The organism is Actinocorallia aurea (assembly GCF_054783995.1).
This window is the reverse complement of the sequence record NZ_BAAGPQ010000012.1, coordinates 629,204-642,618: the sequence shown is the minus strand read 5'-3', so window position 1 is coordinate 642,618 and position 13,415 is coordinate 629,204. Positions and strand designations below refer to the sequence as shown.

Here is a 13,415-nt window from a genome sequence, read left to right as displayed (position 1 = left end):
TCCGTTCGTCAGCCGGTCCGCACGGGCCGCCAGGCCGCGGTGCTCCCGTAGAGTTCGTCGATCTTGTGCCGGCGGATCTTCATGGTCTCGGTGACGGTGCCCTCGGCGACCGAGGGGAGTCGGTCCACGACGGCGATGCGGCGGACCCTCTCCCACGGGTGCAGGGCGTTGTTCAGCTCGGCGATCCGCTCGGCGCACGCCGCGGCGTCCCCGGGGACTGCGGGGTCGAAGAACAGCAGGGCGCCCAGGGGCGCGTCGCCGAGTTTGGTCACGACGCACTCGGCGGCTCCGGTGGCGCGCACGGCGGCCTCCTCGATGGGCCGGACGAAGACCTTCTCTCCGGTGCTGAGCGCCAGGAAGTCGCGGATCCTGCCGCGGACGGTGAGGAACCCGTCGCAGTCCAGGCTGCCGACGTCTCCTGTGGGCTCCCACTCCGCGCGCTCTTCGGCCTGGACGATCTCGCCGTCGGCGAGCCTGCCGTACAGGAACGGGGTCGGGGTCCGCACGAGGATCTCGCCGGTGTCGGGCGCGAGCCGGATGCTCCCCCACGGGATCGGCCTGCCGACGGTGCCCGCCCGGGTGCCGCCGGGCGTGTTGATGCCGACCATGCCGAGTTCCGTGGTCCCGTAGACCTCGTAGACGGGCACGTCGGCCGCCAGGAGTTCGCCGAGCACGGCGGGGTCGGTCGCGGCGCTGCCGACGAACACGGCGCGGATGGCGGGGCCGAACACCGCGCGCAGGTGCTCGGCGGCGTCCCCGCCGCTCTTCTTGGCGGCTTCGCGCGCCCTCCAGTGCAGATGCTGCAGGGAGCGCGGCACCGCGACGTGCAGAGTGGGCGCGAGGGCCGCGGTGTCGGCCGGGAAGTGGACGGGGTCGGACAGCACGAAGTCCATGCCCGCGCCCAGCCCCCAGTAGAGCATCATCCGCTGGGGCAGGTGCGACAGCGGCAGGTACAGCAGCAGCCGGTCGGCGCCGCTGAGGCCGTAGATCTCGGCGAAGCGGTCCATGGTGAACAGCAGGGGCGCGGCGTGCACCGCGAACAGCTTCGGCTCCGACAGGGTCCCGCTGGTGGACACGATGGTGAACGGGCCGTCGGGGGCTGGGCCGTCGTTGAAGACCACCTCGACGTGCGGTTTGAGTTCGCCGTCGATCGCGGGGACGCCTTCGGGCCCGCCCGCGCCGAGGAAGACGACCTCGAAGCCCGCCCGGGCGAACTCCGCGACGTAGGCCGGCCGGTCGGTGAACACGATCCGGCAGCGGCTGTCGGCGGCCGTCGCGGTGGCGCGCTCGGGCGGGGCGCTGGGGTACAGCGCGACGGAGACGGCTCCGGCGAGCAGGCAGCCGAGGTCGGCGAGCACCCAGGCGTAGGAGGTGTCCCCGTGGATGGCGACGCGGTCCCCGCCGCGCACCCCGCGGGCGCGCAGCAGGGCGGCGACGGCCATCGCGTCGTGGTGGCATTGCGGGTAGGACACGCTGGTCAGGCGGCCTTCCCGGCGGAAGTGGAGGGCGCTGCCGGTCTTGTCCGGCATCGCCCCCACGATCTCCCGCAGCCGGCAGGGGGCCTGGATCACGGCGTTCCCCGGCCGTCGCCCTCCAGGGCGTCGGTGAACAGCTGGGCGTAGGCGCGCAGGGTGTACTCCCACGTGGTGGTCATGAGCCGGTAGCGGGCCGGGTCCTCAGCGCACCGGTCGAAGGCCTTCTTGACGGTCTCGATGTGCTCCTGGTCCTCCGCGGCGTGCACGCGCAGGAACGAGTTGGCCGTCTGCGCGAACGCGTACTGCCCCATCGCGCCGGCGGCCTGCGGGCCGAGCGAGGCGCCCAGGCCCTCGGTGGCGGCGGCGAACCCGACGATCGCCGCGGGGTCGACCATCGTCGCCAGGTAGTGGTTCTGGCCGATCATCGTCCAGGCGCCCAGGCCGGGCAGTCCGGCGAGGTAGGTGTCGGGGTCGTACTCCAGCTGCCGCAGGTCGCGCACGCACAGCCGGTCGTGGTGCCGCTCGTCGATCGCCAGGTCCAGGAACCAGTCCTGGAGCCACTCCTCCTCGGCGTGGGCCGCGGCGTTCGACAGGAAGTGCGGGGTCTGGCCGACGAGGTGCCAGGTCTCGCGCAGGTAGGCGGCGTAGACGGGCTTGGTGAGCTCGCCGTTCAGGATCGTGTCGATGAACGGGTGCTCCACCACGAGGTTCTTCAGGACGGGCGCGACCTCGGCGAGGGCGCTGTCGTATCCGTTGGCCATGGTCAGGCCACCTCCAGGATGCCGAGCTGGGACATGGTCTCGTTGAAGCGCGCCCGGGTGCGCGGGATGTAGTCGTCGCTGACGAAGCCGGCCTCGGCGGCCCAGCCGATCTTCTCGGCGAGCTCGCCGTTCAGGTAGCCCTCCAGGTGTTCCTGGTACCACTTGCAGTACTCGGCGGCGCGGCGCCGGTTGTCCTCGCTCTCGGCCAGCAGCCGCTTGGCGACGGTGACGCCGAATCCGACGTGCCTGCGCTCCTCCCGTTCGATCCGGTCGAACTGGTAGAAGTACTCGGGCTTGTTGCGGCCGAGCTGGTAGAGCTCCTCCATCGCCAGGACGCCCTCGGCGTAGAGGTTGAGGCCGATGAGGACCTCCAGTTCGTCGTCGCTCTCGAACAGCTTCTGGAACCGGTCGTCGATGTCCTGGATGCGGTACTTGTCGTGGTCGAAGCCGTCCCAGGGCATGCCCAGCCGCTCCACGCCCTCCCGGAACAGGCGGGCGTGCGTGACCTCGTCCGAGGCGTGGTGCACCAGGTACGTCTTCTCACGCAGGTCGGTGCGGCGCGGGATCCAGCGCGCGCACAGGTCGATGATCTCCAGCTCCGAGGAGTGGAAGTTGACGTAGACGGTGAGGATGAGGTTCCACACGTCCTCGCCGTAGGTCTCGATGATCTCTTCCATCGGCGTCCTGCTCATGGAGTGCCTCCGTCGTGCGCGTCGAAGAGGTCCTCGACCTCGATGTCCAGGGCCTTGAGGAAACGGCTCGTGAGGTTGTACAGGCCGATCGCGACGACGATGTTGACGATCTCGGCCTCGGTGAACAGGGCCCGCAGCCGCTCGCGCAGGGCGGGGGTGGTGCCGTCGGGGTCGCGGGTGAGCGTCTCGGCGAGCTCCAGGATGAGCGCCTCGCGGTCCTCGAAGACGCTCGCCCGGATCACCGAGTCGCCGATCGCGCGCAGTTCCTTCTCGCCGACCCCGGCGCGGCGCGCGGAGGCCGTCATGTGCGCCACGCAGTAGGCGCACTCCTGGGTCTGCGCGGTGCCGAGCGCGGCGAGCGCGCGCAGCCTGGGCCCGATCGTCGGCGAGGCGTAGACCTGTGCCCAGAACGGGACGAACGTCTGGAGGAGGTCCGGGCAGTGGGCGAGGGCGCGCAGGATGTTCGGGACGAACCCGTACTGCGCCTCGACCGCCTTGAACGCGGCCTGCACCTCCGGTGGGGCGTCGGCGCCGTCCGTCAGCTCAACGAACGCCATCGGGCGCCTCCCTCGCCGCGGTGAGGAACCCGTAGCTGACCGCCTCGTGGACCAGGGCCTGCGCCTGGTCCACACTCCCCACGCCGCTCTCGACGATCAGGTCCATGAGCTGGGCGCTCGTGCGGGTGCCGTCGGCCGCGGCCAGCAGCGCCTCCATCGCCGCGGTGAGCGGCACGACGGCGCCGTCCGGGCCGGTGATCGCGCGGGACTCGCGCAGGTAGTGCCCGTCGACGGCCAGGTCGTCGACGATGACGGAGGCGCCCGCGATCAGCGGGGTCTCCACGTCGACGTTCACTCCGGTCGACTTGCCTTCGAAGATGCCCTCGATGGTGCCGCGCAGCTCGGAGGGGACGTCCAGGCGCTCCAGGTAGCGGCGGTACCAGGACCGGTGGGTGAAGGCGCCGGCGATGAGCGAGATGAACGCCTTCTCCGGGGCCAGGCCGGGGACGTCGAACTGGCTGCGGGCATGCCAGAAGTAGGAGTCCTTGGTGCTGCCGTGGCCGCTGTAGAGGAAGTAGACCTGGGCGCGCAGCCGCGCGAACTCCTTGCGGTAGGCGTTCTCGTAGAACTCCAGGACGCGGGTGCGGTCGAGGTCCGGCTTGTCCAGGACCGTGTTGACCGTGGTCGCGGCGAGGAAGCCGCTGAGCATCGCCAGGTGGACGCCGGTGGAGAACAGCGGGTCGATGAAGCAGGCGGCGTCGCCGACGGCGATGTAGCCGTCGCCGGCGAACTTGTCGTAGATGTAGGACCAGTCGCGCTGGACGCGGACCTTGTCCACCATTTCCGCGCCTTCGAGCCTGGCCGCCATCTCGGGCGTCTTGGCCAGGCACGCCTTGTAGTACTCCTCCAGGCCCTGGCCCTTGTTCTCGTGGAAGGACTCCCGGTCCACGACCGCGCCGATGCTGGTGATGTCGTCGCGCAGCGGGATGAACCACCACCAGCCGTCCTCGAAGGTCGGCAGGAACGTGTTGCCGCGGTCCAGGCCCTCGCCGCGGTCGGCGCCGCGCCAGTAGCTCCAGATGGCCATGTTCTGGAGGTTGGTGTCCCACTGCTGCTCGTGCAGGCGCTTGGTGACCAGGCCGCCCTGGCCCGAGGCGTCGACGATCCAGCGGGCGGTGACGGTGCCGCGCCGCCCGTCGGTGGTGGCCTCGTACTCGACGGTGGAGGTGCCGTCGGCGGCGATCGAGAAGTCGACGACCCGGTGCTCCTCGCGGGCGTCGACGCCGTGCTCGCGCGCGTTGTTGAGCAGCAGCTCGTCGAAGGGGGCGCGCTCGACCTGGTAGCCGTAGTCGTAGGGCATGGCCAGGGCGTCCTTGAAGTAGACCTTCCAGGGTTCGCGCTGCTCGCCCCAGACCCACTCGACGCCGTACTTCTTGATGTAGCCGTCGTTCTCCAGCGTCTCCAGGACACCGATCCGCTTCATCAGGTCGGCCGTGCCCGACAGGAGGGACTCGCCGATGTGGTAGCGGGGGAACTTCGCTGATTCGAAGAGCACGACGCGTTTTCCCGCGTCGGCGAGCAGGGTCGCGGCCATGGAACCGCCGGGGCCTCCCCCGATCACCACGATGTCGAATTCCTCGACAGAGCTCAAGGCTGACTCCATTTCAGTGGTAGACGTCGACGATCTCGTCGTATTCCATCAGGTACCGATAGAATGGATGGGTGGTCCGGAATGGCCGGGAGAACAGTTCTCCCGTATCCAGGAGGAGAGCGACGCTGGTGCCCGCCTGCTGGAGTTCGGTGTCGATGAATTCTTTGCCGGTGTCGGTGAATCCCAGGGCTCTGAGCGGGCCTATGGGAGTGGTCTTCGTCTCGGTGAAGAGGTCCGCGAGAATATGCGTCGTGCCGTTGCGCAGGCACCAGTGCAGACAGCCCTTGACGAGCCCGCCGAGCACGCCGTAGGGCAGGTGCGCGAAGCGCTGGTTGCGGTGGTCGGCGAGGATCATCAGGCGCTGGCACTCGATGAGCCTGCGCCCCGGCGCCCGCAGTTCGGCGATGTCGGCGAACTGCTCCACCGGCAGGCCCGCGGCAGAATCGGTGACGAGTCTCATGGTGCCGACGACCCGGTTTTCGACGCGGGCCATGAGATAGGTGGAGTGGTCGTCGTAGCGGTCCTTGTGCCGCGGTCCGCCCTCGGGCGGGAGCCAGCCGAACTCGGCTCCGTAGACCGCGTTCCACAGCATGTCGACGGCCGCGAGGTCCGCGTCGTCCTCGGCCAGGTAGATCCGCTGCTCCGAAAGCGGATCTTTGGCCTGCTCGGTGAATTCCCAACCCTTCGGCCGGGTCGGCGACTGTTCTTCCGGAAGCACGGTATTCACGTATGCCCTTTGTGCGAAATGACGTCCGTCCGGGGACGCGGTCACGAGAGCAACCAAAACAAATCGAACAAAGAGGTGTCAACGGCAACCGAGTGACGCGGTGGTCACGGCGTGGAACTCTGGCAGGCCGGACGGCATGACAGACCCAAGAATTAACCTGGGGGCAACACCCCGAAGACATATTTCATGAGACCCCCTCAAGCTTCCCACAATCAATGAAGCGGGCTCATATAACACATATGAAATGGCAGTGCGGAGCACTGTCAAGTTCGGTTCGCCCGGCCCTGGAGAGCCACGATCAACCCCCCGGCGGGCCGTCGGCCGTCGAAACCCCGGGCACCGCGGCCGCGCGTGCGCACGTTCGGCGACGGGCGCATGCCCGGCGGGCGCCGCGCCGGACCCCTTCAGGAGGGCAGGTTGGCGAGGGCCTTGGTCGCGGCCTGGAGGGCCGTGTCGCGGACGGCGGACGCCTGGGCGAAGGGCCCCTCGCGGGTGAGCTTGACCAGGACCGGGCCGGAGCGGACCTGCACGGTGGTGGTGGCGGTGTCGCCGAAGGAGCTCCGGGAGGTCTCGGACTGGGTGAAGGCCTCGTCGCCGACGCCGGGCAGGTCCTTCGGGGCTGTCGTGACGACTTTGATGACGGGGTCGGTGGAGGTGCCGGCGTCCCCCGCGGCCTGGCGCTTGTTCAGGGCGTAGGCGTCCTTGGCGACCTGCTCGGCGGTCTTGCCGTTCTGCGCAGGCATGGCCCGGACGTTGATCTCCAGGCGGAGGTCGCCCGTTCCCCAGGAGCAGGTCGCGGCGTTGGTGCCGGAGCCCTCGGGGTCGCCGGTGAGGGTGCGGGCCTGGTCCTCGGTGAGCAGGGCGCACGGGTCGGGAGCCGTCCCGGGGCTGGAGGAGACCGGGCCGCCCGCGACCGGGCCGCCCGCGACCGGCGACCCGGAGGGCGTGCCCCCTCCGGTAGGGGAGCCGTCGCGCGTCAGGGCGAACACGACGGACACCGCGGCAACGACGACGAGCGTCGCGGTCGCGGCCCCGGCGACGAGCAGCGCGGCGGACATCGGACGTTTCGCCGCGCCACCCGACATCGGCACGGTCGAGGGGAACCCCGGCGGCGCGGCGAGCCGCGGGGCCGCGAACGCCATCGGGGCGGGGGCGAGGCCCGCGACGCCTTCCAGGACCTGCCGGATCACGGCGGGGGCGGGCCGCCGGTGCGGCTCACGGTGCAGCATGTCCAGCAGGAGCGGCCCGAGCGGCCCCGCGAGCTCCGTCGGCGCCGCGTCCTCGGTGAGGACGGCCCCGATCATCGCCAGCGCGTTCGGCCGCTCGTAGGGGCGGCGCCCTTCGACGGCCGTGTAGAGGGTCGCGCCGAGCGACCACAGGTCGGAGGCGAGCCCGTCCACGGGTCCGTCGCCGAGCCGTTCGGGCGCCATGTAGCCGGGTGAGCCGACGATGCCCTTCTCCGCCGCGGCCGTCGGGTCTCCGGCGACGGTGGCGATGCCGAAGTCGGTGAGGATGGCCCGGTCCCCGGACAGGAGCACGTTGGCGGGTTTGACGTCGCGGTGTTCGATGCCGCGCGAGTGCGCCAGGAGGAGCGCGTCCAGGAGCTGAAGGCCGATCTCGGCGACGCGCCGGGCGGGCAGCGGCCCCTGCCCGGTGCGGACGGACTCCAGGGACGGCCCGTCGATGAGGTCCATGACGATCCAGGGCCGACCGTCCTGCCGCAACACGTCGTGCACGGTGATGATGGACGGGTGGGGCAGCGCCGCGGCGGCGCGCGCCTCGCTGAGGAGCCGTTCGCAGAACGCGGCCTGCCGGGCGGGGTCGAGGTCGGCGGGCGGCCTGACCTCCTTGACGGCGACGGTCCTGCCGAGGAACTCGTCGCGGGCCCGCCACACGTCGCCCATGCCGCCGCTGCCGAGTTTGTGCTCCAGCCGGTAGCGTCCGGCGAGCGGGGGACGGTCAGCCATGTCTGAGCTCCTCGGCGATCCAGTAGGCGCCGCGGATGGCGGCCTGCCTCAGCGCGGTGCTCTTGCCGCCGTTGCGGGAGTACTCCACGGTGACGAGGGCGTTGGCCTGCCGGAAGACGACCTCGGTGGTGAACCGCTGCCCTGAGCGCGAGGAGTCCATCACCGAGTCGAGGACGACGGCCTCGTCGCCGGGCCCGCCCAGTTCGATGACCTCGTCGGCGGTGAGGGCGGCCATGCGGCGTTCGCTCTTCAGGCCGGCTGCGGGGTTCCCGGCGAGTTCGATCTTCACGTCGAGGGACAGGTCGAGGGTGCCCGGCAGGTCGCCGAGCCCGCTGTCGGTGCGCCAGTTGCAGGATCCGGCCATGTAGTTCAGCGGTTCGGCCGCGTCGGGGACGAGCTGCGCGATCTGCTCGTCGGTGAGGACCTCGCAGGCGTTCGGCACGGCCGCGAGGGTCGGCGCGCCCGTCGCGGCGGCGGCGTCCGGGCGGGCGAGCGCGACGGTGATCGGGATGGTCACGGCGGCCAGGGCCAGGGCGGCGACGCCCAGGAGGGCGGGGTGGACGCGCAGCGGCTCGCGTGGCCCGGTCCGGGGCGCGAGCCTGCGCAGCGCGGAGGTGAGCGCGGCGGCGTCGGGGCGGGCGGCGGGGTCGGGGTGCAGCGCGGGCCCCACGGCGGCGGTGAGCGGGAGAGCGCGGGCCGCCGGGAGCGGCCGGCCGTGGCGCAGGGCTTCGGGGTCGGAGAAGGGCGGGCGGCCTTCGGCGGCGGCGCACAGCGTCGCGGCCAGCCCCCACAGGTCGGAGGCGGGGGTCCGGCCGGGTTCGGGCGGCGTGAACGCGGGCGCGGGGTCGGTGGTGCCGAAGCCGGTGAGCGCGAATCTGCCGTCGGCGCATCGCACGACCGTGCCGGGTTCGACCGCGCCGTGCACGACGCCGAGGGCGTGCGCGTGGGCGAGCGCGTCGAGCAGGTCGAGGCCGAGCGCCGCGGCGTCGGCCTGCGGCAGGACGCCGCACGTGTACAGGGTGGTGCCGTCGGTCGGCTCGGTGACGGCCCAGGCGGCGCCCGTCTCGTCGGTGACGACGTCGTGGACGGTGACGGCGCCGGGGTGCTTGAGCACGGCGGCGGCGCGTGCTCCGGCGAGCGCGTCGGCGGGCAGCCGCCGGACGGTGACGTCGCGGTGCAGTAGTTCGTCGGCGGCGTGCCAGGCGGTGCCGGCGGCGTCCAGGGGGCGCAGCGGCCGGTAGCGTCCGGCCAAGGGCGCGGTGGGGGTGGTCATCCGGTCTTCTCCAGTGCCGTCACGGCCCAGCCGAGGGCTTTTTCGGCGCAGGAGGCGAGGTCGGCGGTGAGCTCCTGCCGGGGGCCGCCTTCGGCGCGCTGCTCGCAGGTGACGCGGACGGCGATGTTGCTGACGACGGCGGCGGCCACCGTCGACTGGTCCTGCAACGTCCCCCGGTACAGGTCGTAGGCCACCGCCGCGTCTCCGATCCCGGTGAGGTCCCGGACGGGCGAGACGGTGTCGGTGTCCCCCAGCGCCTCGGCGGGGGCGTCGGCGCGGGTGCCGTCGAGGAACGCGCGGGCGGTGGCGGGCGCGCCGCCGAGCGGGCCGGGCCGCATCACGAACAGCTCGGTCTGCACGGAGGTGTCGGTGGAGTAGTCGGGGCCGACGAGCCTGCACGACGCGTTGGGGTCGCCGCCGCTGGAGGCGCCTCCGTCGCTGCGGCTGGAGCCGGGCACGAGTTCCTCGGCCTGGGCATCGTCGATGAGACCGCAGGCGCGCGGCGCGGCGGCGTAGCGGCCGGGGTCGGTGTCGGGCGACGGCGCGACGGCGGGCGCGGGCGGCGAGGTGAGCAGGGCGGTGGCGATGGTGGTGGCGGCCGCGACCGAGACGACCAGGCAGGCGGCGGCGGTGGCGAGGACCGCCGGGCGGACGGGCACCCTCCGGCCGCGCGGGGCGGACGCGGCGAGCGCCGCGAGGGACGTCGCGGCGTCGGTCGGCCTGCGGGCGGGATCCTTGGCGAGCAGGTCCAGCAGGACGGGCGCGAGGTCTCCCGCGCGCTCGGGCGGGCGCGGCTCGGTGGCCAGCACCGCGCTCAGCACCGCCATCGGGTCGTCGCCCAGGAAAGCGGGGACGCCTTCGACGGCGAGGTAGACGGTCGCGCCGAGCGACCACAGGTCGGCGGCGGGCGCGGGCTCGGCCGTCTGCTCGGGGGCGGTGTAGCCGGGCGTGCCGACGAGGGCGGCGTCGCGGGCGCGGGCGCCGAAGCCGGTGAGGACGCCGCGCCCGTCGGCGGTCACCCACACGTGGTCGGGCTGCACGTCGCCGTGGACGGTCCCGAGGAGGTGGGCGCGCGACAGGGCGGCGGCGAGGTCCGCGCCGATCCGGGCGGCGGCCTGCGGTGGGAGGGGCCCGGTCTGGGCGAGGAGGTCGGTCAGGGGGCGTCCGGCGATGGTCGGGCCGATGAGCCACGGGTCGCCGTCGTGCAGGACGGCGTCCAGGACGGGGTGGGCGGCCGGGTGGCGGACGCGGGCCGCGGCGGCGGCATCGGCCAGGACGTCCCGGGCGAGGGCTTCGCGCCGCGCCGCGCCGAGTTCGGGCGGGAGGGCGACGTGCCGGGCGAACACGGCGGTGCCGGTGGCCTCGTCCCGGGCGAGGTGCAGGCGCGGGGCAAGGGGCTGCTGGAGGACGTAGCGTCCGGCGATCTTGGCGTGCAAACGCTCAGCCTTTGTCGAGCGCCTCGACGACCCATCGGGCCATCGTCTGCGCGTGTTTGCGGATCTGGGCGGGTCCGGTCTTGTCGGTGACGTCGGCGTAGGTGACCTCGAAGACGATGTTGCTGATGCGGAACACGACGTCGGTCATCTGCGCGCCGAGCCTGCCGTAGGTGTCGGTGGTGTAGGCCTCGTCGCCGATGCCGTCGAGTTCCTTGGCCTTGGTCGCCGGTCCGGAGGTGAGGGACTCTCCGCCGATGCCGTCGTAGTGCCAGATGACCTTGTCCGAGCCGTCGGAGGCGCGCAGGCCCTGGAGATAGTGGTCGTGCGCCTGGCCGGGGCTGGATTCGGTCCACACGTCGGTGAGGTCGTACGGCTTGTTCACCTTGACCGAGACGCCCGCGCCGGGGGCGTCCCAGGAGCAGGCGGGCGCGCCGCTCTGGGTGAACGCGGCGCCTTCGGCCTTGGTGTAGCGGGGCACGATCTGGCGGACCTTGTCGGTGGAGACGAGCGTGCACAGGTCGAGGGGCACCGTGAAGCGGGCGGTCTCCTCGGTGGGCGTCACCTGGGGGGCGGCCGGGGCGGTGGTCTGCGGCGCGGGGGCGGCGGCGGGGGTCCGGTCGTCGGTGGCGACGACCACGACGGCGGCCGCGGCCAGCGCGACGGTCGCCATGATGCCTCCGGCGAGCAGCGCGAGGCCGGTGCGGGGGCGGCCCGGCGCGGCGGACGGCAGGGTGGGCTGCGGCAGCGGCGCGGAGGGCGGCGGCTCGGGCAGGGCGATGTCGCCGGACGGCTGTCCTGCCGCGACGCGCTCCAGGACGGCGCGGACCACCTCGGGGGTGGGCCGGGCGCGCGGGTCGCGGGCGAGCAGCCGCGTCAGCAGCGGCCCGAGGTCCCCGGCGCGGACGGGTGCGACGGGGTCCGCGGTGAGCACGGCGGCCAGCACGGCCATGGGCGCGGCGCCGCGGAACGGGTGGTGCCCCTCGACGGCCCGGTAGAGGGTCGCGGCGAGCGACCACAGGTCCGAGGGCGGTCCGGGGCGCTCTCCGCGCAGCCGTTCGGGCGCGATGTGGCCGGGTGAGCCGACGAGCATGCCGGAGCGGGTGAGGGTGGCCTGGCCCTCGACGGTGGCGATGCCGAAGTCGGTGAGGACGGCGCGGCCGTCGGCGGTGAGGAAGATGTTGCCGGGTTTGATGTCGCGGTGCAGGATGCCGAGCGCGTGCGCGGCCTCCAGCGCCGACAGGACGTCGAGGCCGATGCGGGCGGTGTGCTCGGGCGTGAGGGCGCCGCGGTCGGCCAGGACCCGGTCGAGGGTGGCGCCGTCGAGGAGCTGCATGATGATCCAGGGGCGGTCCTCTTCGAGGAACGCGTCGTGGACGGTGACGACGCCGGGGTGGCGCAGCCGCGCGGTGGCCTGGGCCTCGCGGACGGCGCGTTCGGCGGCTTCGGCGCGGGTCGCCTCGTCGAGGCCGGGCGCGATCTTCAGCTCCTTCACCGCGACGTCGCGGCCGAGGGTCTCGTCCCTGGCCTTCCACACGGTGCCCATGCCGCCGCTGCCGAGCACATCGAGCAGCACGTAGCGGTCGGCCAGCCGTCTCCCGATCTCTCCGGACATGCGAGGCATCCTAGGACAAGATCACCTTGGAGATCACAGAGACGGCCCGACCCGTCACCGGAGATCGCGGGGCGGGGCCGCCGTGCGCAGTGCCGGGCTGAGTGTGGCGGCGAGCGCGATCGCGGCCATGAGGAGCGCGAGGCACAGGCCTGTGGCGCGCATCCCGGCCCGGTCGAGGAGGAGGCCGCCCAGGAGCGAGCCGAGGGGGATCGTGCCCCAGGCGACGAGCAGGCCCGCGCTCTTGACCCGGGCCAGGAGGTGGCCGGGGATCAGCCGGTACTGGTGGCCGAGCAGGACGACGTTCCACAGCGGCCCGGGGAAGGCGACCGCCGCGGCGAGCACGCACAGGACGGGCACGGGCGGGTCCAGGGCCAGCGGGAGCAGCAGGACCGCCCACAGCCAGGTGACGGCGGTGGCGACGGTTCCGGGTGCGGCGCGCCGGGCCAGCAGGGGCGCCGCGAGCGCTCCGGCGAGTCCGCCCGCCCCGTAGCAGCCGAGGACCAGCCCGGCCGTCGCGCCGGAGGCGCCGTGGCGTGCGGCCAGGACGACGAGGGTGAGCTTGACGGCTTCGAGCACGAGGTTGAGCGCGCCGACGAGGGCCGTCGACAGCCGGACGAACGGTTCACGGGCGAGCCAGCGCAGGCCGTCGCGCAGTTCACCGGCCAGGCCCGGCGCGGGCTCCTCGCGCCGGACCGACAGGTCGGTGCGCAGGAGGAGGGTGGCGAGGAAGGACGCCGCGTACGACAGGGCGTCGAAGGCGAACGGGAGCGCCCGCCCGATCCCGTACAGCAGCCCGCCGAGCGGCGGGCCGGCGAGGCTCGCGGCGCGGGAGCGGGCCTCCAGACGCGCCAGTGCCTCGGGCACCTGGGCGGGGGCGACCAGCGACGGGACGATGCTCTTGTCGGCGACGCTGAAGAAGACGAAGAACGTGCCCGCGGCGAACGACGCGGCGAGCAGGTGCGGGAACGTCAGCCGCTCCAGCCACGCGGCGGCCGCGATGCCGCCGATGGCCAGAAGGCGGCCCGCTTCGCACACGAGCATCACCGTCCTGCGGTTCCACCGGTCCAGCAGGACCCCGGCGGGCAGGTAGAACAGCACGTACGGGAGCGTCGCGCAGAATCCGGCGAGCCCGGCCATGGCCGGATCGCCGGTGAGCGCGATGACCAGCAGCGGGAAGGCCACCGACGTCGCCCGCACCCCCAGCTCCGAGACGAGCTGGCCGCTCCACAGCAGCAGGAAGTCCCGGTTGCCGCGCAGCGGCCGGGCGGCCTGGTCCCCGCTCATGTGCCTGCCTCCCCCGCGTCCCGTCCAGGGTGCGCCTAGC

11 protein-coding genes are annotated in these 13,415 nt (G+C 72.8%); all 11 read right to left on the bottom strand.

Annotated elements, in window-relative coordinates; genetic code table 11:
• Positions 1–8 precede the first annotated feature (8 nt).
• Positions 9–1,571 (bottom strand): AMP-binding protein, encoded by a 1,563-nt coding sequence (locus ACYVOM_RS15515; RefSeq protein WP_460304058.1) that lies wholly within the window; start codon positions 1,569–1,571, stop codon positions 9–11.
• On the bottom strand, positions 1,568–2,236 hold the full coding sequence (locus ACYVOM_RS15510; RefSeq protein ID WP_460304057.1) for an iron-containing redox enzyme family protein: 669 nt from the start codon (positions 2,234–2,236) through the stop codon (positions 1,568–1,570). The genes ACYVOM_RS15515 and ACYVOM_RS15510 overlap by 4 nt, the downstream gene beginning before the upstream one ends.
• Before the next feature lie 2 nt (positions 2,237–2,238).
• Positions 2,239–2,928 carry a ferritin family protein gene (locus tag ACYVOM_RS15505; RefSeq protein ID WP_460304056.1) on the bottom strand — a complete coding sequence of 230 codons (690 nt, stop codon included), beginning with the start codon at positions 2,926–2,928 and terminating at the stop codon, positions 2,239–2,241.
• A complete protein-coding gene (locus tag ACYVOM_RS15500; RefSeq protein ID WP_460304055.1) occupies positions 2,925–3,485 on the bottom strand; it encodes a carboxymuconolactone decarboxylase family protein in 561 nt (186 codons plus the stop codon). The genes ACYVOM_RS15505 and ACYVOM_RS15500 overlap by 4 nt, the downstream gene beginning before the upstream one ends.
• Positions 3,472–5,076, bottom strand: coding sequence for a tryptophan 7-halogenase (locus ACYVOM_RS15495; protein WP_460304054.1), 1,605 nt, complete (start codon positions 5,074–5,076; stop codon positions 3,472–3,474). The genes ACYVOM_RS15500 and ACYVOM_RS15495 overlap by 14 nt, the downstream gene beginning before the upstream one ends.
• A gap of 13 nt (positions 5,077–5,089) precedes the next feature.
• Positions 5,090–5,803 carry a GNAT family N-acetyltransferase gene (locus ACYVOM_RS15490; protein WP_460304053.1) on the bottom strand — a complete coding sequence of 238 codons (714 nt, stop codon included), beginning with the start codon at positions 5,801–5,803 and terminating at the stop codon, positions 5,090–5,092.
• A 404-nt stretch (positions 5,804–6,207) separates the two neighbouring features.
• Positions 6,208–7,770 (bottom strand): serine/threonine-protein kinase, encoded by a 1,563-nt coding sequence (locus ACYVOM_RS15485; RefSeq protein WP_460304052.1) that lies wholly within the window; start codon positions 7,768–7,770, stop codon positions 6,208–6,210.
• Positions 7,763–9,043, bottom strand: coding sequence for a hypothetical protein (locus ACYVOM_RS15480; protein WP_460304051.1), 1,281 nt, complete (start codon positions 9,041–9,043; stop codon positions 7,763–7,765). Before ACYVOM_RS15480 ends, ACYVOM_RS15485 begins: the two co-directional genes overlap by 8 nt.
• Positions 9,040–10,479 carry a protein kinase domain-containing protein gene (locus ACYVOM_RS15475; protein ID WP_460304050.1) on the bottom strand — a complete coding sequence of 480 codons (1,440 nt, stop codon included), beginning with the start codon at positions 10,477–10,479 and terminating at the stop codon, positions 9,040–9,042. The genes ACYVOM_RS15480 and ACYVOM_RS15475 overlap by 4 nt, the downstream gene beginning before the upstream one ends.
• 4 nt (positions 10,480–10,483) lie before the next feature.
• The gene (locus ACYVOM_RS15470) at positions 10,484–12,091 is read right to left on the bottom strand and encodes a serine/threonine-protein kinase (RefSeq protein ID WP_460304049.1); all 1,608 of its coding nucleotides are present in this window, start codon (positions 12,089–12,091) and stop codon (positions 10,484–10,486) included.
• Between the two features lie 54 nt (positions 12,092–12,145).
• Positions 12,146–13,375, bottom strand: a complete 1,230-nt coding sequence (locus tag ACYVOM_RS15465; protein ID WP_460304048.1) for an MFS transporter — start codon at positions 13,373–13,375, stop codon at positions 12,146–12,148.
• Positions 13,376–13,415: the final 40 nt, after the last annotated feature.